Source organism: Corallincola platygyrae (genome assembly GCF_039544265.1).
GTDB classification, from domain to species: Bacteria; Pseudomonadota; Gammaproteobacteria; order Enterobacterales; family Neiellaceae; genus Corallincola; species Corallincola platygyrae.
Genome location: NZ_BAABLI010000008.1, coordinates 72,173 through 94,230, shown reverse-complemented (window position 1 = coordinate 94,230; position 22,058 = coordinate 72,173). Strand labels below are relative to the sequence as shown.

General features: G+C 48.3%; 23 protein-coding genes. 8 read left to right on the top strand and 15 right to left on the bottom strand.

Annotation, left to right across the window (positions count from 1 at the left end):
- Window positions 1-80 precede the first annotated feature (80 nt).
- From ABEA14_RS05940 to ABEA14_RS05925, 4 genes are all read left to right on the top strand, one after another.
- On the top strand, window positions 81-1,061 hold the full coding sequence (locus ABEA14_RS05940; RefSeq protein WP_345338968.1) for a hydrolase: 981 nt from the start codon (window positions 81-83) through the stop codon (window positions 1,059-1,061).
- Window positions 1,058-1,312, top strand: a complete 255-nt coding sequence (locus ABEA14_RS05935; protein ID WP_345338967.1) for a YheU family protein — start codon at window positions 1,058-1,060, stop codon at window positions 1,310-1,312. Before ABEA14_RS05940 ends, ABEA14_RS05935 begins: the two co-directional genes overlap by 4 nt.
- 69 nt (window positions 1,313-1,381) lie before the next feature.
- On the top strand, window positions 1,382-2,260 hold the full coding sequence (locus ABEA14_RS05930; RefSeq protein ID WP_345338966.1) for a phosphoribulokinase: 879 nt from the start codon (window positions 1,382-1,384) through the stop codon (window positions 2,258-2,260).
- Window positions 2,261-2,435: 175 nt separating this feature from the next.
- A complete protein-coding gene (locus tag ABEA14_RS05925; protein WP_345338965.1) occupies window positions 2,436-3,182 on the top strand; it encodes a hypothetical protein in 747 nt (248 codons plus the stop codon).
- 55 nt (window positions 3,183-3,237) lie between these two features.
- Here the strand turns inward: ABEA14_RS05925 and ABEA14_RS05920 are convergent, their stop codons facing one another.
- The gene (locus ABEA14_RS05920; protein ID WP_345338964.1) at window positions 3,238-3,600 is read right to left on the bottom strand and encodes a PilZ domain-containing protein; all 363 of its coding nucleotides are present in this window, start codon (window positions 3,598-3,600) and stop codon (window positions 3,238-3,240) included.
- Window positions 3,601-3,891: 291 nt separating this feature from the next.
- Between ABEA14_RS05920 and crp the strand changes: the two genes are divergently transcribed.
- Window positions 3,892-4,527, top strand: a complete 636-nt coding sequence (gene crp, locus ABEA14_RS05915) for a cAMP-activated global transcriptional regulator CRP (RefSeq protein WP_345338963.1) — start codon at window positions 3,892-3,894, stop codon at window positions 4,525-4,527.
- An 89-nt stretch (window positions 4,528-4,616) separates the two neighbouring features.
- Here crp and ABEA14_RS05910 read toward each other — a convergent pair whose 3' ends face one another.
- The 9 genes from ABEA14_RS05910 to rpe form a co-directional block, all read right to left on the bottom strand.
- On the bottom strand, window positions 4,617-5,414 hold the full coding sequence (locus ABEA14_RS05910) for a DUF1338 domain-containing protein (protein ID WP_345338962.1): 798 nt from the start codon (window positions 5,412-5,414) through the stop codon (window positions 4,617-4,619).
- Window positions 5,415-5,503: 89 nt separating this feature from the next.
- Window positions 5,504-6,976, bottom strand: a complete 1,473-nt coding sequence (gene astD, locus ABEA14_RS05905) for a succinylglutamate-semialdehyde dehydrogenase (protein ID WP_345338961.1) — start codon at window positions 6,974-6,976, stop codon at window positions 5,504-5,506.
- Window positions 6,977-6,993: 17 nt separating this feature from the next.
- On the bottom strand, window positions 6,994-8,022 hold the full coding sequence (astA, locus tag ABEA14_RS05900; protein WP_345338959.1) for an arginine N-succinyltransferase: 1,029 nt from the start codon (window positions 8,020-8,022) through the stop codon (window positions 6,994-6,996).
- A gap of 28 nt (window positions 8,023-8,050) precedes the next feature.
- The gene (locus ABEA14_RS05895; RefSeq protein ID WP_345338958.1) at window positions 8,051-9,268 is read right to left on the bottom strand and encodes an aspartate aminotransferase family protein; all 1,218 of its coding nucleotides are present in this window, start codon (window positions 9,266-9,268) and stop codon (window positions 8,051-8,053) included.
- Between the two features lie 211 nt (window positions 9,269-9,479).
- On the bottom strand, window positions 9,480-10,565 hold the full coding sequence (locus ABEA14_RS05890) for an HDOD domain-containing protein (protein ID WP_345338957.1): 1,086 nt from the start codon (window positions 10,563-10,565) through the stop codon (window positions 9,480-9,482).
- A 184-nt stretch (window positions 10,566-10,749) separates the two neighbouring features.
- Window positions 10,750-11,343 (bottom strand): anthranilate synthase component II, encoded by a 594-nt coding sequence (locus ABEA14_RS05885; protein WP_345338956.1) that lies wholly within the window; start codon window positions 11,341-11,343, stop codon window positions 10,750-10,752.
- A 92-nt stretch (window positions 11,344-11,435) separates the two neighbouring features.
- Window positions 11,436-12,440 carry a tryptophan--tRNA ligase gene (gene trpS / locus ABEA14_RS05880; RefSeq protein ID WP_345338955.1) on the bottom strand — a complete coding sequence of 335 codons (1,005 nt, stop codon included), beginning with the start codon at window positions 12,438-12,440 and terminating at the stop codon, window positions 11,436-11,438.
- 39 nt (window positions 12,441-12,479) lie between these two features.
- Window positions 12,480-13,238 carry a phosphoglycolate phosphatase gene (locus ABEA14_RS05875; RefSeq protein WP_345338954.1) on the bottom strand — a complete coding sequence of 253 codons (759 nt, stop codon included), beginning with the start codon at window positions 13,236-13,238 and terminating at the stop codon, window positions 12,480-12,482.
- Entirely contained in the window at window positions 13,189-13,860 is a 672-nt protein-coding gene (gene rpe, locus ABEA14_RS05870) for a ribulose-phosphate 3-epimerase (RefSeq protein WP_345338953.1), read from the bottom strand. Before rpe ends, ABEA14_RS05875 begins: the two co-directional genes overlap by 50 nt.
- Before the next feature lie 289 nt (window positions 13,861-14,149).
- Between rpe and ABEA14_RS05865 the strand changes: the two genes are divergently transcribed.
- The 3 genes from ABEA14_RS05865 (at window position 14,150) to ABEA14_RS05855 (ending at window position 15,553) form a co-directional block, all read left to right on the top strand.
- Window positions 14,150-14,836 (top strand): TorF family putative porin, encoded by a 687-nt coding sequence (locus tag ABEA14_RS05865; protein WP_345338952.1) that lies wholly within the window; start codon window positions 14,150-14,152, stop codon window positions 14,834-14,836.
- A 172-nt stretch (window positions 14,837-15,008) separates the two neighbouring features.
- Window positions 15,009-15,323 carry a hypothetical protein gene (locus ABEA14_RS05860; RefSeq protein ID WP_345338951.1) on the top strand — a complete coding sequence of 105 codons (315 nt, stop codon included), beginning with the start codon at window positions 15,009-15,011 and terminating at the stop codon, window positions 15,321-15,323.
- Window positions 15,324-15,358: 35 nt separating this feature from the next.
- On the top strand, window positions 15,359-15,553 hold the full coding sequence (locus ABEA14_RS05855) for a DUF2970 domain-containing protein (RefSeq protein WP_345338950.1): 195 nt from the start codon (window positions 15,359-15,361) through the stop codon (window positions 15,551-15,553).
- A gap of 264 nt (window positions 15,554-15,817) precedes the next feature.
- Here the strand turns inward: ABEA14_RS05855 and ABEA14_RS05850 are convergent, their stop codons facing one another.
- The 5 genes from ABEA14_RS05850 to ABEA14_RS05830 all read right to left on the bottom strand — a co-directional run bounded on the left by ABEA14_RS05850 (window position 15,818) and on the right by ABEA14_RS05830 (window position 22,036).
- Window positions 15,818-16,660 carry a Dam family site-specific DNA-(adenine-N6)-methyltransferase gene (locus tag ABEA14_RS05850; RefSeq protein WP_345338949.1) on the bottom strand — a complete coding sequence of 281 codons (843 nt, stop codon included), beginning with the start codon at window positions 16,658-16,660 and terminating at the stop codon, window positions 15,818-15,820.
- Entirely contained in the window at window positions 16,653-18,158 is a 1,506-nt protein-coding gene (locus ABEA14_RS05845) for an SPOR domain-containing protein (RefSeq protein WP_345338947.1), read from the bottom strand. The genes ABEA14_RS05850 and ABEA14_RS05845 overlap by 8 nt, the downstream gene beginning before the upstream one ends.
- Window positions 18,159-18,184: 26 nt before the next feature.
- A complete protein-coding gene (aroB, locus tag ABEA14_RS05840) occupies window positions 18,185-19,258 on the bottom strand; it encodes a 3-dehydroquinate synthase (protein ID WP_345338946.1) in 1,074 nt (357 codons plus the stop codon).
- Between the two features lie 25 nt (window positions 19,259-19,283).
- Window positions 19,284-19,799: a shikimate kinase AroK gene (gene aroK / locus ABEA14_RS05835; RefSeq protein ID WP_345338945.1), complete on the bottom strand. Its 516-nt coding sequence runs from the start codon at window positions 19,797-19,799 to the stop codon at window positions 19,284-19,286.
- 164 nt (window positions 19,800-19,963) lie between these two features.
- Entirely contained in the window at window positions 19,964-22,036 is a 2,073-nt protein-coding gene (locus ABEA14_RS05830) for a type IV pilus secretin PilQ (RefSeq protein WP_345339412.1), read from the bottom strand.
- Between the last annotated feature and the right edge of the window lie 22 nt (window positions 22,037-22,058).

Here is a 22,058-nt window from a genome sequence, read left to right as displayed (position 1 = left end):
ATTCAAACAAACGTTTAGATTATTTACTCAGATTAAAACATAGGCCGTATAATGCAAATTAGCTCACAACGGAGTTCACTTTGTTTGATCCATTTCAAGCACCATGGTGGTTAGCTAACCCACACCTGCAAACCATTTGGCCAACACTGCATCGGCGCCGTCTCTCAATCTTTACCTACAGAGAGCGATGGGAACTAGATGACGGAGATTTCATCGACCTCGATTGGTTGAATCAAAAAACGACACCGGGCCAACCTATTGTATTGCTGCTGCACGGCCTGGAAGGCTCAGTAGCCAGCCCCTATGCTCAGGGCATGCTTGCGGCAATAAAAAAACTGCCCTGGCAAGCTGTGGTTATGCATTTCCGTGGCTGTAGCGGTGAACCCAATAGATTATCCAGGGCTTACCACAGTGGCGAAATCAACGACCTGACCATGCTGCTTAAGAGACTTCAGCAGCAACATCCCAAATCGCCAATTCTGGCGGTAGGCTACTCGCTAGGCGCAAATGTCTTGGTTCGTTACCTGGGTGAAACAGACCAATCGCTCATTCATGCGGCTTGTGCCATCTCCCCTCCACTTAACCTCGCGGCCTGTGCAGACCGAATCGGACAGGGTTTTTCACGTGTGTACCAACGTCACTTGCTGACTCGGATGAAAAACAACCTTTTGAAGAAGATGGCAACACCTGCACTTGCGGATGAAGTTACGCTGTGTCCTCAACAAGTTTCACTGCTAAACACTTTCTGGCAGTTTGACGACATGGTTACGGCGCCACTTCATGGTTTCCGGGATGTACATGATTACTACAAGCGAATGAGTGGACTGCAATATTTGAAAAGCATTCATACACCATTGCTGCTTATTCACGCTGCTGACGATCCGTTTATGAACGAGGCTGTGATCCCGGACTCTAATCAATTATCTCCCCATGTCACTTATGAACTAACCCGCCGAGGGGGCCATGTGGGTTTTATTGAGGGCGGCTGGCCATGGAGGCCCAGATATTGGCTGGAAAGGCGCGTGCCCCTGTACTTTCAACAGCAACTGGAGCGGAAATGATCATTCCATATCAAGAGTTAGCAGAGGAAACCCTCTATAACCTGCTTGAAAGTTATGCTCTCAGGGAAGGCACTGATTATGGAGAATCAGAGATATCACTGACAAGCAAAGTTGAACAGTTGCTACTACAGCTGAAAAGTGGCGAATTATTACTGGTATGGTCTGAGCTCCATGAGTCAGTCAACCTGATGACCAAACAAGAAATCAAGCAGTTAGAGACAGTTCAAGCACCAGCGCCACCAGATTTTTAAGCCCGTTAGGGTTGACCCAGTGCTATTAGGTTGCGATAACTAGCTCTCATACTTAAAAAGGTATCCCGCATGTCGGCAAAGCACCCGATCATTGCCATCACAGGTTCATCAGGCGCAGGCACAACGACAACCAGCACAGCGTTTGAACATATCTTCCGTCATAAAAAGGTGACGGCGGCGCTGGTTCAGGGCGATGCATTTCACCGTTATTCACGACCAGAAATGGACGTGGCGATTCGAAAAGCGCAAGAGCAGGGCAAACACATCAGCTACTTCGGCCCCAAGGCCAATGACTTTGGTTTGCTGGAGAGCTTTTTTAAAGCCTACGGCGAAAGTGGTACTGGCCGCTACCGCCGTTACCTGCATACATTCGACGAAGCAGTCCCTTTTAACCAGATGCCGGGCACCTTTACCCCCTGGCAAGAACTTCCTGACAACACCGACCTACTTTTCTACGAAGGTTTACATGGCGGTATCGCCACCGAAGAGCACAATGTCGCCGAGCATGTGGATTTGCTGATTGGTATGGTGCCGATTGTAAACCTGGAATGGATCCAAAAAATCATCCGGGATACCGGAGAACGGGGCCACTCTAGAGAAGCTGTAACACAGTCTATACTGCGGTCCATGGAAGACTACGTGAATTACATTACACCTCAGTTTTCACGTACCCATGTTAACTTCCAGCGCGTACCTACCGTCGATACCTCCAATCCTTTCTCAGCTAAGGATATTCCCAGCCTCGACGAGAGCTTTGTCGTCATTCGGTTTGATGATGCCAGTAAAGTTGACTTCCCCTATTGCCTGCAAATGATCGATGGCGCCTTTATGTCGCGCCTCAACACCCTGGTCGTACCAGGAGGAAAAATGAGCTTTGCAATGGAGCTGATTCTGGCTCCCATGATAGAAGAGTTGATAGAACGTAGACGCAAATTACTCGAATTCTAAACGGATTACCGTCACATAATTTAACACAATCTTATCTACCCATTTTGAGGTAACCTGTAACTATTTGAAATAAAAAATGATTGCTCCTTGGCACAAGTTATGCGTCATTGTCGCTGGTAGCGGCAGTTCTGCAGTAGGGATGCTACCAATGTGAACGGATATACAAGGAGCTTGTATGAAGTACTTCATCAGCATTTTCCTATCTCTTGTCTTTTTTTTCATTACCCCAGTCAAAGCGGCAGTTTTTGAGCTGGATACATCATCTGCAGACGCTTACACATTGTTATCTGATTGGTCTGTAGGCACGTTTAACCCTAATCTTGGCGTAAATGGTGGCACGGTTACCGGGATCCTCGGCGGTAATTTAAATTATACAAACATGAACAACACTCAATTTGGCATCAACGCCAGCGGCGTAGGCCTTTGGAGTGGTGCCAATGTAAAATATTCTGGCACCCCCTCACAGAGTGTAATTGCCACTTTCATTGGCTCAGAAGCTGGTTTTGACAACCAACTTTACGACTTTAACGTTGGAGGAAGTCAGATATTCAGCAACAAGATAGATAAGTCCGGCGATCAACAGGAGATATCTCCTCCGGATCAATTTCCACTACCTTTTGGTGACGGTTTCTTAGACTTCGGGTTTTATGTTGCCAGTACAGGAGAGTGGGTTATCAATGGCAGCAACCAGAAAGATGAAGTGGATTCACCCAATTTTCTGGTTTCGAACGTTTTTTATTACCAAGGTTGGGAACATGTGGTTGTGTTTCTCAACGATTCAGGGAAATCTGCAGATAGAGATGCTGACGATATGATAGTGTTACTCTCTGTTGATGTTCCGACCCCTTCTGCCATAGCTCTATTGCTGGTGGCGATTTTCAGCTTGTTTAGGCTAAGAGTACGCAAGACAACACTGCGCTAAAAATAGCAAAAAAGGCGCTTTAAGCGCCTTTTTTGCTAACACTACAGTTCTAATACTAGCGAATATCAAACTCAGCTTCGCAGCTTTTAAAGTAGGAGATTAAGCTTTCGTGCTTGGGCACATCTAATTCCAGACCAAAGATATAACCACTCTGAATAACGTTCAGGTGCTTAATGCGACCAGAAATCGTTCTATTGCTGCCCAACGCAAGAATAGTCAATTTTACTTTTGCATCCTTACCTGCCGGCGGGGCTTCTTTGGTATGCAACCCAACCCCTTTGGGGCTGACGTTAATGATCATTACATTGGTGGCTTTACTAAACATACCACCCAACCCCGCTGGCTTGAGTTGCCCCGTTATAATGTTTCTTAATTTATAACGGGTCTCGCGGCGTCGTTCCTGCTGGTCGTCACTCATACCTAAACCTCTTGATATCTAGGCTAAATGTACCATCAAACGCGTAACAGGCAAGGCAGCATGCCAATTAGTGTCCGCTTTTCTGCGCTATAGCAATCAATTTCCCCTGCAAAAGGTGCAAATCAACGGTAAACACGACTCAGGTCAGTTATAAATACTTGGCTTTGGCGCAAACTATGATAGTGTAGCTCGTTAACGCCAAGTGTTAACAAGGTGTTACAAGGCTAATAATTTTAACGGCATCTCAGGTGCCACAAATAAAGTTTAATAGAAAAAAAGGAAGGAGTGCTCATGGCCCTTATTGGCAAACCACAAGCCGACCCGGTATTGGAGTGGTTCCTTTCCCACTGCCATATCCACAAGTATCCAGCAAAAAGCACGCTGATCCACGCGGGTGAAAAAGCCGATACTCTGTACTACATCGTCAAAGGATCTGTCGCGGTACTGATCAAAGATGAAGAAGGTAAAGAGATGATCCTCTCCTACCTGAATCAGGGCGATTTCATTGGCGAACTTGGCTTATTCGAAGAAGAGCCAGAGCGCACGGCGTGGGTAAGAGCTAAGGCCCAGTGTGAAGTAGCTGAAATTTCCTATAAGAAATTCCGTCAACTCATTCAGGTCAATCCAGAAATTCTGATGCGTCTATCCGGTCAGATGGCAAATCGTCTGCAAACCACCAGCCAAAAAGTGGGTGACTTGGCATTCCTTGATGTTGCAGGTCGCATTGCGCAAACCTTGCTGAATCTTGCCAAACAACCTGACGCAATGACCCACCCTGACGGTATGCAGATTAAGATCACCCGCCAGGAAATTGGTCAGATCGTTGGCTGTTCTCGCGAAACCGTAGGCCGTATTCTGAAAATGCTCGAAGAGCAGAATCTTATTCATGCTCACGGTAAGACAATAGTGGTGTTTGGTACTCGATAAGCTTGTCGAACCTACCCATCAAAAAAGGCAGCGATAAAGCTGCCTTTTTTATTTTCAACAAGATCGAGTCTAGCTAGCTAAACCCCTAATCAGCGCATATCCGTGCTTTCAAATATCTTATCTGCCGATGCAGCGACAAATCCGGTATAAAGGTTACCGTCAGGCATTGCATAGCGTCGCGCAAACTCATAGAAGCAACTTGGAACCACCTGCACACCATCAGTAAACTCAACTTCCGCTCTATCCGCCATAGTCGAAGACTGCTCCAGTAACACTTCCGGTGAGCCCTTGATTTCACCACCACTGGTATTGAGAGCGAAACCCGCAGTTTTCAGGGCCTCATTGACCGACTCCAAGGTCTCAAACTCAGCCAAATGATTTACCGATACAGTAAAATGGTTGGCACGATAACCCCAGGCAGCCATCCAAGCGGCATATTCGCTTTCGGCAGCTAATGCCTGGTAATCCTGGTTTGAACAACGCCACTGCGCGCCTGAGTGTAAAAACTCTTTCTGCTCAGCTGCGTTGTCAGGTAACTGCGATACCAGTCCTTTGACTATCTTCTGCAGTTCGGTTGAACACTGTTCAAGTAGCAGTTCACTGATAAAGACTTTAGGCAACTCGCTATTAGGATGTTCAAAATGGCGTGCATACAGCTTCTTCTGTTCAAAGTTGTACTCGCCTTTTGCCTCATAACCCACAGCAAGAAAATGACTGGCTAGCGCGTCCAGTCCAATCCCAGGCAGGTTAAAGGTACGAAGAGCAATATGATCATTGATGATCTCTGCACCTTTGCCCAAGAGAGTATGGATCTTTTCTGCAGATGGAGTGACAGCAAGGTACTGTTGCCAGAGTGCGGCAAACAGGGATTCAGGTGTTTGATGCATAGGGTACTCAACTTATTATGTTTGTGGTTGTTGATAGATAATGCATACGGTGGATGGGCACCCGCCCATCCACTTTTTGTTTGGGGCTGTTAGTCGATCACCAAGCCCGGGCTTAGCTTCTCTGGCAGTATGCTTTGCTCAACCTCGACGGAAGCAACAGGATAAGCACAGTAATCAGCTGCGTAATACGCGCTAGGTCTGTGGTTACCACTATCGCCGACGCCGCCAAAGGGCGCTGCACTGCTGGCACCAGTAATAGGACGGTTCCAGTTGACGATGCCAGCTCGGATACGGTTATAGAACAGCTCATAAAGGTCACGGCGATCGCTTAGTAAACCAGCAGACAAACCGTAGCGAGTGTCGTTTGCCACATCGAGCGCTTGTTCAAAGTCACGGTAACGGATCACCTGTAACAGCGGCCCGAAATACTCTTGATCTGGTAGTTCATCAATCTGAGTTACCTCGATCAGGCCAGGAGTAACATAGCCACTGCTGGCGTCACCACGGGTCATTTCAACCAGCACTTCACCACCCAACGAAACCAAGTTCGCTTGCGCTGCCATCATCGAGTCTGCCGAAGTTGCAGAGATAACGGGCCCCATAAAGGGCTGAGGCTCATCTTCAGGTCCACCAACACGGATCTGCTTAACTGCCTCGACCAATCGTGAAAGTATCGCATCCCCCTCTTCACCATAAGGGAGGAACAGGCGACGGGCACAGGTACAACGCTGGCCACTGGAGATGTAGGCTGAATGGACGATGTCATGCACCGCGGCACGATGGTCAGCGACATCTTTGACTAGAAGCGGGTTATTTCCGCCCATCTCCAGTGCAAGTATCTTCTCAGGTTGACCGCCAAACTGTTGATGAAGGATCTTACCTGTGGCTGAACTCCCAGTGAAAAACAATCCATCAATGCCGCGATGGCCAGCCAAGTGTTTACCTGTATCCGCTCCGCCCTGAACCATGTTGATAACACCGGCGGGTAATCCAGCAGCATTCCATAGTCGAACCATCTCCTGACCGACCATAGGTGTTTGTTCACTGGGTTTAAACACAATGGCATTGCCGGCCAGCAAGGCAGGCACGATATGGCCATTAGGTAAGTGCCCTGGGAAGTTATACGGCCCAAATACTGCCACCACACCGTGAGGTTTGTGGCGGATAACGGCGCGACCAACCGGCATTGGCTTTTCCGTCGTTCCACTTCGCTCTTCGTACGCTTTTACCGAAATATCGATTTTTGCCAACATGGCTGCGACTTCAGTGCGGGTTTCCCACAAAGGCTTACCAGTCTCTCGAGCAATCGCCAGCGCAAGGCTCTCTTTAGATGTGGCTAACTGCTCACCAAACTGCCTGATGATGCTTAGGCGGTCCTCAAAACTGCGTTGTGCCCACTCGAAAGAAACCGCCCGGGCACTGCTGATCGCCAGATCTATCTGTGCCGAGTCAGCCGCGTTGCCTTGCCACACGACGGCACCGTTTGCCGGATTAACTGAACTGAACAGTTCGCCACTGCCAGCCAGCCACTTGCCATCGATACATTGAACCTTTTCTGTCATTCTTTTTTCCTCGTGGCTTACTTCACGGCCAGGACGCGCAGGGGATCCCCCTGTTTCACACACAATACATCTGCAGCTTCTGCTGTCAGCAGTACCGCACCGGTTTCATCATCAAGCTTGGCTTTCGCTAACGCACAGCGATAGTTGGCGAGTTGGGTATTGGCAATCATGAAATCTTCAGCTTCAGCCACCTCTACCTCGTCAACAATCAGCAGGTGACGGCGTTGCGAGTTACGGACACTCCGGATCTGGCTCAACTCAGCTTCTACTGTGGGACCAGCATCAAAGATATCCACATAGCCCTTACACCTGAATCCTTCTGTTTTCAGCAGCTGAAGTGCCGGCTGGGTTTTTTCATGCACCTTGCCAATCACATCCTGAGCGGCTTCGCTAAGCAGGTTCACGTAGATGGGGTACTTGGGCATGAGTTCAGCAATAAACACTTTTTGGCCAATGCCCGTCAGATAGTCAGCCGTTGGGAAATCCATCGAGAAGAAGTGCTGCTCCAACCATTGCCAGAATGGTGAACGCCCATGCTCATCAGATACACCTCGCATTTCTGCGATCACAGGTGAACCAAACAGCTCAGGGTGCTCAGCCATCAGTAGCATTCGACTGCGAGACAGCAGCCTGCCAGCGAGACCACGTCTATGCGACTCACGCAAGAACAGCGTACACAACTCTGCCGAACCAGTGTAATCGTTACATAGAGTTAGAGTTTCAACCGTATTATGAACTTTCAACTCACGGGAAGAGTGCACCACCTTACCTACGTGATAGTGGTAGAACGCATCGGTTAAACCAACGCAGGCCTCGATACCGCAGGTTCCCACCACTTCGCCGGTACTGGTGTCTTCCATTACCATCAGATAGCTTTCTGGGCCGGGCTTGTGAGCCCGGCGAGAAAAGGAACGCACTGCACGAGTAATTTTAGAGCGGAGAAGCTCTTCATTTACCGGCAGAGAGGTAAAGCCAATACCCGATTCACAGGCGATCTTATAAAGAGACGCGTAATCGTCTTCTCGGATCGGTCGGATCACTAGCATAGTCATAACTCCTTTGGGGAATACTGACTTATTCGCCAGCGACAACCTTAGCCACTGCGCGCTCGAAACGTGCCAAACCTTCTTCAATATCCGCTTCAGGGATAATCAGGGAAGGGGTGAATCGCAATACATTTGGACCTGCCACCAGCATCATTGTGCCTTCAGCTACGGTCGCATTTAGAAAATCGCGGGCGCGTCCTGCATATTTTTCATTCAGAGCTGCACCTACCAGCAAGCCTTTACCTCGAACTTCACTAAACACATCATACTTAGCATTGATACGCTCAAGTGCATCGCGGAACAGCTGATGTCGGTGGACCACACCTTCAAGTACTTCCGGCGTGTTTACAAAACTAAAAACAGCTTCTGCCACAGCACACGCTAATGGATTACCGCCATAGGTACTGCCGTGAGTCCCCACTTTCAATGAAGGGGCCAGTTTGTCAGTGGTCAGCATCGCTGCAACGGGGAAGCCGCCACCCAGCGCTTTTGCCGTGGTCAGGACATCAGGAGTCACTCCCAGTCCCATGTAGGCATAAAGTTCACCTGTACGCCCAACACCTGTCTGCACCTCATCAAACACCAACAACGCATTGTATTTGTCACACAGAGCGCGCACGCCGTTAGCAAACGTTTTGTCTGCAGGGATGATACCGCCTTCGCCTTGCATAGGCTCCATCATCACCGCGCAAGTGCGGTCAGACATCAAGGCTTCCAGCGCTTCCAGGTCGTTATAATCTGAGTGTTCAACTGAGCCTGGCTTTGGTCCAAAGCCATCGGAATAGGTGCTTTGACCACCCACAGTGACAGTGAAGAAAGTACGGCCATGAAAGCCTTGCTTGAACGAGATGATCTGGTCTTTCTCTGGACCAAAGTTATCAACCGCGTAGCGGCGGACCAGTTTCAGAGCTGCTTCATTGGCTTCTGCACCTGAGTTGGCAAAAAATACCTTCTCAGCAAAGGTTGTCTCGGTCAGCAGTTTTGCCAGACGAAGGGCCGGCTCGTTGGTATATACGTTACTCAGATGCCACAGTTGATCTGCCTGCTGCTTCAGCGCATCCACCATTACCGGATGACAATGTCCTAGACAGTTCACCGCGATACCGCCTGCAAAGTCGATGTACTCACGACCTTCCTGGTCCCAAACACGAGAGCCTTCCCCTTTCACTGGGATCATTTTTGCAGGTGCGTAAGTGGGTACCATGACGGAATCAAACAGTTCGCGGGAAACTTGCGACGTAGACATAAAGGGCTCCTGTAGCCAATGAGTTCGGTGTCACTCGCCGGCTAATAATTGTTCGATATCAAGGCGAGTCAGACATTACTGGTGTAGTCGCATTATCCACTGATGTGAAGACGTTGTGAAATTTTGATTAAAGACCGCTTAATTATGCACTTTAGATTGGATAAACCCACTTAAAATGCATAATCATTGCATAGACGTATTGAAGAAATTCTTATTTTCGTTGTTTTTTCAGATTCTGGCGGTCTAACTCCTGTAAATCCTCTCCAGAAAAACCCAGCTGTTGCATCAACTTTACAGCCTCTTGAGGCAAGATCCTGCGCTGCTCATTCAGGCTGAAATACTGCGCATATGCGTTTGCACGCAACAATATACGACAATAGGGGGAGGTCAGGCGCAAGGGAAGTGACGACCAACGCTCATTCATCACTGTATGGGAATATTTACACGCAGGCGCTATATCTCCAAGTAGTCGCTTAGAAAGTGTCTCCTGCTGGGCTAACAGCAGTCGTTTGGTCAATGTTGGCGGAGGGGTAATGTCACTGAGAAGCTGATGTATCGAGGTTTTACCACCCACTCTTGCTTGATGTAAGTGATGATTGCGTAACGGAGAAAGAACAGACTCAATCAGGTAGATAAGCGCCAGCAAACCGTAGCTATCATTCCAAGCCAGCCTGCGGGCCACTTCGACATCCAGTCCTTCTGCCTGCGCTATCAAGGCAACTGTATTCGCTTTAACAACAGCATACTGCCAACAACGTCGCCCCGTTTGAGCGTATGCAGCATCCTCAGTTAACTTCAACTGTTCGCAGAGAAACTGTGCCAGGGTGCCATGGAGGCGTTCTCGGCCCAAACTGGCAAGCGCATGGCTGAGATCTGTCACCGCCTCACGGTGGCCACTGGTAGCTCTAAATGCTGGTGAATTAACCGTGCTGAGTAGTTCTTTTGCCAACCAGGAGCTCTGCCTGAGCTGCATAGCAAGGTGATTTTCCGGCGCACCTCCTTCCAGTAACTGTAGGGCCTCACTGAGCCTGGGGTTTATCGGAAATTTGCGGTGGGTTGCACGCCAATCTTCATTAATCGATTCCAGAAGCTTTTGTTCTGTCTGCGCTGTCAGTCGCTGCTGCAATGTAGCCTTAAGCATCTCTTTTTGCGCTGATTGTTTAGCTGCCTTCCTACGCCGTTCGATTTCAACTGCTAGCCCTTTCATTTGTTGCTGATGCTGAACCTCCAGATCCATCAGTTCTGCAGGTGTGTGGAAACGAATACCACTTAAAAAGTCGATATGGCGTTCAGCCATTAAATGCGCTGGATTCGAAGAAGGTGAATCAGGCTTGTCTTCCGTACAGGAAAAGCGGCGTCTGGGACTGGAAAGAGGGTTCGGCATAGATTTATCAATTAGACTCAGCTTCACTAAGTCTAGGCAGACGAGCATTGCCTTGGCTATCGTCTACCGCAAGATATGGGATCCACTGCAACCCATGTCATACCCTTGGCTGGTAACGGCGAAGAAATCCTTGCAGCAACGCATGCCCCTGCTCGCTCAATATCGACTCTGGGTGGAACTGGACGCCTTCAATCGGTAAATCTCGATGTTTTATCCCCATCACTTCATCAATTTTGCCAGACTCATCAGAAGTCCAGGCCGTAACCTCAAGGCAGCCTGGCAGCGTATCCAGAGAAAGAACCAAAGAGTGGTACCGAGTAACATTAAACTCGGAAGGTAATGCCGAAAACATCCCCTGTCCATTGTGATAAAGCCTGGATGTCTTGCCATGCATAACTGACTTAGCCAGAACAACATCTGCACCAAAAACCTGGCCTATGGCCTGATGGCCCAAACAGACACCCAGAATGGGAATTTTTCCAGCAAAGGCTTCGATGGCAGCTAAAGAAATGCCTGCCTCGTTGGGGGTGCTAGGGCCGGGGCTGATGACCAGATAGTCTGGCGACTTCTGTTCAATTTGCACCAGGTCTATCTCATCATTTCTGACCACCTCAACCTCCTGCCCTAACATTGAAAAATAGTGGGCGAGGTTGTAGGTAAAAGAGTCGTAATTATCGATCATTAGCAGCATGGGGCAGATCCTAGGCGAATCAGAGCAAAATCTGAATCCCCATAACGACAAAAGGCTGCCGAAGCAGCCTATCGTAACAGGGATAACGGCTCTTAAGGCTTTGCAATCAGTCCGATACGGTCATAAACCGTTTTCAGCGTTTCCGCAGCTCTAACAGAAGCTTTTTCGGCACCTATCGCCATGATTTGACGCAGGGCGGCCTCATCCTTACGCAGCTCGTGATAACGAGTCTGAATAGGCTCCAGCAGGTTAACAACAGCCTCAGCCACATCTTTTTTCAGATGCCCGTACATCTTGTCTTCATACTGAGGGACCAAGCTTTCTACAGACTCACCCGTCGCACAGCTAAGCAGTGTCAGCAGATTGGAAACACCCGCTTTTTCCTCTGGATCGAAGTAGATACGTGCCTGTTCGTCTGAATCCGTCATTGCGCGTTTGATCTTCTTCTCGATCTTCTTCGGCTCTTCCAGCATCAGTACGTAATTATTCGGATTGTCGTCCGACTTCGACATCTTCTTGGTCGGTTCCTGAAGACTCATAATGCGAGCGCCCACTTCAGGAATAAACGGGTCAGGAACAACAAAGGTATCGCCATAAAGGTTGTTAAAGCGGTCAGCAATGTCACGGGTCAGTTCGAGATGCTGCTTCTGGTCATTACCAACCGGCACCTTATTGGCCTGGTAAAGCAGCACGTCAGCGGCCATCAGAACCGGATAGTCAAACAAGCCCACATTAATGTTATTAACGTTTTTAGCCGATTTGTCTTTGTACTGAGTCATACGGCTCAGTTCACCCATCTGGGTGTAACAGTTAAGCGCCCAAGCCAACTGAGCATGCTCAGGGACATGAGACTGAACAAATACTGCGCTTTTCTCGGGGTCCAGCCCACATGCCAGATACAATGCTAGGCCATCATAGATGCGCTCGCGCAGCAACTCTGGTTCCTGGCGGACGGTGATCGCATGAAGATCCACCAGCATAAACAGGCATTCGTTCTCTTGCTGCAACTTAGTCCAGTTACGGATCGCACCGAAGTAGTTACCAATAGTCAGGCCACCAGAAGGTTGGCAACCACTGAGGACGATGGGTTTAGACATGAGGGATCTTCCTAAATATATAAAACAATAACTCTGCGATTAAGCCACTAGGCTTCGCATACCTAACAGATCGGGCAGCATACCCAGATCATCAATGACCGCGTCAGGCGATGAAAGGGCGATATCTTCCCCGTAGTTGTAGCCATAGGTCAAGCCAATTACAGGGATTGAGGCTGCTTTTGCGGCTTGAATATCATTACGCGAGTCGCCCACCATCACCATTTGCGCGTTCAACAAACCAAATTGCTGCAGACAATGAGTCAGTGGCAGAGGTGAAGGCTTCTTTTCCGGCAAGCAATCACCGCATACAAGCAAGTCTACGAAAGCCGACATACCAAACTGTTCAACCAGCGGCTGCGCAAACTGCCTTGCCTTATTGGTGACAACAGCGACCTTAATATCTGCCTCTTTCAATTGACTCAGAACATCCAACACATTTGGGTATAACTTGCTGTAGCCGTGCAAGGCATCAGCGTAATGCTCTTTAAAAAGCGCAATCGCCGTTTGGCATTCCTGCTGTGACAAACGGGAACAGATGTCGAAACTATCGGATAGAGCACGCTTAACCAAAACTTCAATGCCATTACCAATCCAACCAGCTACCTGGGGCAAGCTAACCGTTGGCTTGCCCAGAGCGAGGAGAGTTTGATTAACCGCAAAAGCAAGATCCGGGGCGCTGTCTAACAACGTCCCATCGAGGTCAAACGCAACGGCATGGATGTCAGCAAACTTTGGCGCCTTCATAGAACTAGTTAGCAGCGCTGAGTTCTTGCCTGAATTGACTGACGACTTCGGCATAGTCATCTTTGCCAAAGATCGCAGAGCCGGCAATAAACATATCTGCACCGGCTTTCGCCACCGCACCGATGTTATCCACTTTCACACCACCATCGACGGCCAAACGAATATCCAGTCCTTTTTCATCAATTAATGCCCGCAGCGCCGCGATCTTGTCATAGGCAGAAGGGATAAAAGCCTGACCACCGAAACCAGGGTTCACGGACATCACCAGGATAAAGTCGAGACGATCCCAGACATAGTCCAGCACAGACAGTGGCGTAGCGGGATTCAGAACCAGGCCCGCCTGACACCCTTTATCCTTGATTAGCTGCAATGACCGATCGACATGTGCACTTGCTTCGGGGTGAAAGCTGATCATGTTTGCACCAGCATCTGCAAACTGTTCAATCAGCGCGTCTACTGGAGATACCATCAGGTGCACGTCGATTGGCGCTTCGATGCCAAAATCACGCAATGCCTTACATACCATCGGGCCGAAGGTAAGGTTAGGCACATAGTGGTTGTCCATCACATCGAAGTGAACTACGTCAGAACCGGCATCTAGTACACGCTGAACATCTTCACCCAAGCGAGCGAGATCAGCAGACAAGATGGAAGGTGCAATTAGGTAGGGTTTCATAGCGCGCTGCTCTGCAAGTTTTTAAAGGCGTCATTTTACGCGTAATCTGCACTTTTTTCAGCCGAAGTCTTTATTAAAGGTTGCACCCATTTAAGGCGATGCACCATTTGTGAACATTTTGTAACTATGCGTTATCAGGTTGCACCAAGATGTTCCAACCGGCCTTTTGTTCAATTCAAAGAAAAACTCCAAAAAACCTCTTTTATTATTAAATACCAATGACTTAAAAAGTTTGGCACAAAGCTAGCTATAAGCAAATCTGATAATTCCAAACCCAGGAAACATTAAAATGAAAAAAGCACTTTCACTTGCTATTAGCTCAGTTTTGGGTGTTGCAGCACTCGCTTCTTCAAACGCACACGCGGTAGAAGGCTTGTCAGCTAACGTTGGTCTGACCAGCAACTACCTCTGGCGTGGTGTTACTCAAACCGATGATGCTGCGGCAGTATCCGGTGGCATCGACTACGAACATGCGTCAGGCATCTACGTTGGTACGTGGGCTTCTAACGTTGACTTCAACGATGACCAGGCTTCTTACGAGCTGGATTTCTACGGTGGCTATGCCGGCGAAATCGGTGACTTCGGTTACGATGTTGGTTACATCTATTACGCTTACCCTGATGCAGACGAAGACAATCTGGGCGAGTATGACTTTGGCGAAGTGTATGGTGGCGTGAGCTGGCAATGGTTCGGCGTATCTGCTGCTTACACCACGAACCACGATGTCGATGAATTAGAAGACGCTCTCTATCTTGAGGCAACTGCTGAATTCGAAATCGCAGATGGTCTGACACTTGGTTTTGCTGTTGGTAACTTCGACTTTGATGATGACTCTCTGGAAGACTATGTAAACTACAACGCTAGCCTGACCAAGAGCACAGACGCTGGTGACTTCACCTTTATGCTGAGCGACACCGATATCGATAACGACGATATGGTTGCGGTTGTTTCTTACTCGATCGGTATCGACCTGTAAAACCGGTCAATCGTTCAATAAAACGCCACCACATAGGGTGGCGTTTTTTAATTGCGCTGGTTACAAAAACACCACCAAAGGTTAATATTTAACCTTTATTTAACACTCAAGGGATAGTCGCTGCCAATTCCTAGTGGTATATTTAGGGAATCTCTGTCAGGGAGGCAGTGAAATGACACGCATAAAATATCTTCTTTCCGCTGTACTTGTGGTCGCAGCAAGTTCGGGAGTTGCAGTGAACTACCACTCTGCACCGTCGCTGGGTGAGGCTTGCGCGTGCGATATGGATAGCGTGGCATTTGATCCCAGTCTACCAACAAGCCACCCGGCTAACCGCTGCTCCCTGCAAAACAAAGCTTCGAATGAAAGCTGGTGGGCATGGCTGGCTGGCGACAGCCGATCGGCCGAATACCATTTCATCGACCTGTTGGAGTTGATATCCAGCAGCAGCGAACCCAAAAAGCCTATCGCACCAGAGAAGTCGTAAGCTAACTGCTTCTCAGAATCACAACTAATTTTCAAATGAAAAACGCACTCAGATTTGTCTCCTCGACACTCAGTGCGTTTTTTGGTGTTCAGAGCGAAGCCAATAGGCGGCGGGATTTTAACGACAAGAGCCCATTACCCTATATTGTTACCGGCGTGGTAATGGCTGCACTTCTGGTATTAAGTCTCGTATTCTTAGTTAACCTGGTATTAGGGTCTGCTGACCTTTAGTGTATGGATTTTGTTCGAATGAAACACGTTTTGAGCAAGAAGTGAGCTGCGTAACTTAGCGACCTAAGTAAGGAGCGAATGACGCGGCTCGGAACGTGTTTCAACGACCCCCAATTTCCTTCAAAAGAAGGGGCAGCATTTGTTGGCGATTTATGCTTCGTTATCGGCTATTTATTGAGGGCCACTCAACTTCACAGCCTCTGCCTCGCCTAAATCACCAACATATTACTGCAAAAACAAACAGAAAAGGTCAACAGACCCTAGCTAGTCTTTACAACCAGCTAGTGATTTTGGCCGATAAAGCGCAAGCAATTCATTAACCTTTACCCGGCCTGCACCATTCCGGCTGATGGTACGCTTCACTTGAACACGATCCAATGACGCCTGTCCATAGAGCCGGCGAGTATCCTCTACTTCGTGATTACTAATCAGCACAGGAACGCCATTTTTGGCTGCTACCTCATACGATACCTGGGCCAGCAATTCCTGCTCACTGCGATTGAAACCAGAGCCATGGTAGGAGGTGAAGCTGGCCGTGGGGCTCAGTGGCCAATAGGGTGGATCACAGTAGATAACCTCTCCCGGTTTGGCGCTACGCATCACTTCAGAAAATGGTAAACAGGTAAACGTTGCTCGTTTGGCTTTTTCCGCAAAAAACGCCATCTCTTTGTCTGGAAAGTAGGGACGTTTATATCGACCAAAGGGAACATTAAACCCCCCCTTACGGTTATACCGGCACAGACCGTTGTAACCATGTCGATTTAGATAGAGGAATAAGCAAGCTCGCAATTCTGGATCTTCGGTGAGATTAAACTGCTCGCGGTGATGATAATAGGCCTCAGCCTTATTGTTATCTTCCGAAAAAAGCGGCTTAGCTTTAGCTATAAACCGGTCGCCTTGATCCGCTAAGAGTTGATAAAGATTGATTAAGTCTTGATTGATGTCGTTTAAGCGATAGTGCTTGAAATCAGAATTAATAAACACAGAGCCAGCACCAACAAAGGGCTCTACTAACGTGTCCCCTGCGGGTAATCTCTGGTTTATCTCATCAACTAAACTGTATTTGCCACCTGCCCATTTAAGGAAAGCACGCACTTTACTACTCACCGCGCGTCGGCTCCTTCAGATCTATGTCCTTGTGCACAGCAGCAATCTGTTTAGTCCAAGGTTTAAGTTTCTTGATTGTTTCTGGAAGTTGTTCCAAATAAGCCGTAGCCTCTGCTCTTGTGGCAAAGGAACCCAGCAGTATTACATGGCGCATGTTGCCATTTTTCGCTATGGCGTAACGAACCAGGTCAGGCTCCAGCGCTTTGATATCTTCCCTTTGGTTAAATCGCCTCATCACCTCTTCATCAGAGAATACCCCGAGCTGAAGGGTGTAACCGCTAGCTGGCCAGGTTGCAATGAGTTGCTCCCCAGCTAGTGAGACTTCAGGTTTTGATTCTTGCACGGTTTCAAGCGGCGTCTCCAGCGCAGGCTGCTCGGCTTGTACGGGATCTTCACTTAGAAGCGGCTCCGGCTCAATTTGTTCGGCTTCTGGTTCTGTACTGTTAGGCTCGACTGCGGGAGAAGTATCAATGAGGTTATCACGTTCGGCTTCTTGCAATAACTCATCGGGCAACTCTACAACAACTTGCTGCTCAGGCGCCGGAGCAGCTTCAAGCTCTAGAGGATCATTGTCGATTTGTGGCGGTAGGATCTCGTCTGCATTTGCAATAACGTCTGGTGCCGCCTCATCAGGTGGAGAAGCAATGGGCTCTTCTATTGCAATGACAGCAGTGTCAGTCAGCGGTTCAACCGTATCTAAAGCTTGGATTGATTCAGGCTGCTCTGGCCGCTGGTCAGTATTGTCATCAAATTCCCATAACACCAGAGAAATTAAGGCGATGGCGATAACAGCAGCCAATGCCGCGTGTTTCCACGGAAACGAAGCTTCAGCCACTTTACCTCCTCGAATCTTATTCGCTAAAGCAAGCACTGACTCAGGTGTTCTTGCTTGTTGTAAGAGACGCTCAATTGCTTCCGAATTTAGCATCATCTTGCGCTCATCAGAACCCAAAGTCTCAGACAAATACTCACGACGTTCGCTGGGAGTCAAAGGTGGCATGCTTACGTTGAGCAAAACGTCTTCAGGAATCGTTTGCGAAATGCTGCTTGCCTCAATGGCTGCAATAACTGACATCTGAATTGAATCACTGGCGCGGCAATAATTAACCAGAGCAACTAATTCCAGCCAGAGCGTTTCTGAAATCAGATCAGCGTCATCAAGGACCAGTAAAAACCGAGCGTGGGAGCCTTCTAGCATCCTGGTGAAGCTATCCAGCAGAGAATCACTCTCATCAAACAAGGGGTTGGGGACGAGCTGGGTCAGAATTTGCTGACGATAATGACCATCAGAATGGTTTGGGCCGCAACTGATCAACGCATGGCTGATATCGCCATCTTGTGAAGAAAGATAACTGACCAGAGTATGGGTTTTACCCGCCCCTCTTGGCCCTTGAAGCAGAACAATATTGGAATCGAATTCAACCAAAAAGCCAAGCCGCTCTTGAAGCTGGAGCTGCGAGTTGAATACATTTCTTCCTTCATAGCTATTTGCTGCCACTTATCGCTCCAGCAAAACAAAGGGATTCAAGCGAGAACCTGTCTCAGCAGAGACTCATCTAGGTTATCAAAGATTTCACTGGCACCAATCGAAGTCGGAAGAATTAGGCGCAGCTTGCCATCAAGCACTTTTTTATCGCGCATCATATGCGTCATAAACTGCTCGAAAGTCATGCCCTCAGGTGCTTCAACAGGTAAGTCGAAGGCTCTGATTAAATTGGAAATGCGCGCTACACAATTGCTGTCGACGAGCCCCAATGAATGTGACGTCTTTGCTGCCAACATCATACCTGCCGCAACTGCTTCACCATGCAACCAAACGCCATAACCCTGCTCAGCTTCGATAGCATGCCCAAAGGTATGGCCGAGGTTTAGTAGTGCACGAACACCTTTCTCTGTTTCATCAGCTGCAACAATCTCGGCTTTAATCTGACAACACCTTTCGATCGCGTATGTCAACGCATCGGGCTCGAGTTGCTTTAGCTTTTCAATATTCCCTTCTAACCAGGAAAAGAACTCAGCGTCATAGATTATGCCGTATTTGATCACTTCAGCCATGCCTGCCGCAAATTCGCGTGCTGGAAGCGTAGTTAAAGTATCAATGTCGATAAAAACCGCTTTAGGCTGGTAAAAAGCGCCAATCATATTCTTACCCAGCGGGTGGTTGACGGCCGTTTTTCCACCAACCGAAGAATCAACTTGAGAGAGCAGAGTCGTTGGAACCTGAATAAAATCGACACCGCGTTGATAACTGGCAGCAGCATACCCAGCCATGTCGCCTATAACACCACCGCCTAAAGCGATAATTGTTGTATCTCTGCCATGGTTGCCTTCCAGCAACCCGGTAAAAATGAGATTGAGGGTATCCAGCGTTTTAAAGCGTTCACCATCAGGCAAAACAACGGTGTCGACGTCCTTACCGGCCGTCGTCAAAACAGACTGCAATCCGTCCAAATACAAAGGCGCCACAGTTTCATTTGTGACAATCATTACGCGTTTGCGAGCGACATGATCCGCAACGCTGTCAGCGTTTTTATATGCTGCTTGGGAAATGTAGATAGGGTAGCTACGTGTACCCAACTCAACCTTGAGAAGCGCCATGGCCTACCCCTATCCTATAAAACTTCTAGAAGCCCAATTCTTTGATAATCTGATTTGCAACAACACGAGCGCTTTGCTCATCGGTTTTGACCGTCAGATCTGCAATTTCGCTATAGAGTGGGTTTCTCATTTCAGTAAGATCTTCAAGCGTCTTACGTGGGTCATCTGTTTGCAGTAGTGGGCGACGCTTATCACGCTGAGTACGCGCATACTGCTTGTCGATAGACGTTTCGAGATAAACGACGATGCCACGAGCAGAAAGTCGGTTTCGATTTTCTTTACTCATGATAGATCCGCCACCGGTAGCCAGCACGATGCCGTGTTTCTCGGTCAAATCGTTGATAACAGACTCTTCACGCTTGCGGAAGCCTTCTTCGCCTTCAATATCGAAAACCCATGCGATATCCGCACCCGTGCGACTTTCGATTTCGCTATCAGAATCAAAAAACTCTAAATGAAGCTCTTGCGCCAAATGGCGACCGATTGTGCTTTTACCAGCCCCCATGGGGCCAACAAGGAAAATATTTCTTTTTTCTGCCATTGCCGTCTACAGCCGATTAAACAGATGAATACCGCGGTCTCTCCTTAAAAAGTCAAGGACCCTCGAACAATCGGGCATTATCTCAATAAATGATGCCTTTTGGCAATCAAAGAACAAAAAGGGGAGCCTAGCTCCCCTTTCTTCGGTAACTCAAAAGCTATCCTTTAGAAGGTTTCAGTCACAATGCGTGGCGTAACAAAGATAAGGATCTCACGCTTCTCATTGAAGTCACTGGTGTTTCTGAACATCCAGCCAACACCAGGCAGATCACCCAGAATTGGAACCTTACTGACTGCACGGCGAACTTCCTGTTGGTAGATACCACCAAGTACGATTGTCTCGCCATTATTAACCAACACCTGCGTGCCGACTTCCTGCGTATCAATGGCAGTTGCAACACCGGTTCCTGTTGGCACGGTATCACCTTGAGTATCCTGAGTGATGGTCAGGTCAAGGATAATGCGATCGTCAGGTGTGATATGAGGTGTCACACGCAGTGCCAATACCGCTTTCTTGAAGGTAACAGAAGTCGCACCAGAAGACGCGGCTTCGACAAATGGGATTTCGGTACCCTGCTCGATATAAGCCGCTTTCTGGTTCGCCGTCGTGATGCGTGGACTTGCGATAATTTCACCCTTGTTCTCGCGCTCCAAAGCTGAAAGTTCGAGGTCAAGAATGGTACCGTCGGCCAACTTAGCGACCTGGAAGGCGATGCTACCTGCAGGGTCTGCTACCGGCAGATTAACGTTTAAGCGGTCATCAAGTGCGGGAACAATGCCTGACGCAGCATCATCAGCTCCCTCAAGAGTACCCGAAGTGGCACCATCATCGAAGGTATCAGTGATACCCCAACGAATACCCAAGTCTTCCTGGACATTATCGTTAATGGTCACCATACGCGCTTCGATCATGACCTGTTTCACAGGAATATCGAGTATGTCTATCATGCGGCGCACATCTTCTAGACGCTCTGCAGTGTCACGCACTAACAGGGTATTTGTACGCTCGTCTACAGATACACTTCCGCGATCAGAGAGCAGCGCTGCTTCACTGGAAGTCATAATGGCGACCAGCTCAACAGCCTTAGCGTAATTCACCTGAATATACTCAGAGTAAAGCGGGGCAAGATCTTTCACCTCTTGCTCAGCCTTGAGCTCATTCGCTTCGCGTACAGCAAGTTCTTCAGAAGGCGCAATCATCAGAATACGGCCTTCCACACGCTTACCCAAACCTTTAACTTTCAGGATAATGTCCAATGCTTGGTCCCACGGAACACCATCCAAGCGAAGGGTAATGTTGCCCGATACAGAATCGGTAGTTACCAGGTTAAAGCCGTTGTAATCAGCAATAATCTGTAAAACGGTACGAACTGGGATGTCCTGGAAGTTCAGAGAGATAGGCTGACCGGCATATTGATCAGAGACATCATCTGCATCTTCATCGATTGGCGAAACAGTCAGTGTAAACAGGTTATCAAGCTGATAATAGTTGTAGGTATAGTCAGTCAAAGGTTCAACCATAAACTGCGTATAGTTTTCACCTTTAAATGTTTCGATGGTTTTTACCGGTGTGTTGAAGTCGATAACGTCCATCATGTAGATAAGTTCTTTCATGATGTCTGTGTTATGGAACTCAACGATCAGCTTGTCGCCTTTTTGAGTCACATCTACAGCAGCAGATTGACCTTCGAGGTAAACCAGGAACTGGCCTTCACCCTCTGCGCCACGACGGAAGTCCAACGCGTTAATTCGATTCAGGAACACATCGTCAGGCGTAGGGCCTGCAACCACTTCATTACCAATACTGATAATGAATGAGTTGCCTTTACGCTGAGTACGATAAGGTCGCAGAGACTTAAGCCCTACTACCATCTTCATCCCACGGAAACCTTCCTGCAGGCTAAGCCCGCGCACGTCAGCCTTATCAATTGGAATACTGCGTAAGTCCAAGTCTGATGTTACGTCTGGAAAACGGAACTCAATCTCAGTGGGTCGGTGATTTACGCGACTCTCTGGATCCTCTACTGGTGCATCAAAAATCAGCTCAATCTCCAGCAGATCTTCAACCACCGCGTTATAACGAATGTCCTTCAGCTGTGCTGCATTAGCTGCGCCAGGCAACAGCAGTAAGCATAAGAACAATGTTACCAGCCTATTCGAAATCACGGCTTTCAACTCTCCCGAAGTTATTGACCCAACCACACGGCCAAAGTGCCTCACCGTCCGTTTAGTAAACATATCCATACCCGAATTCTACTTT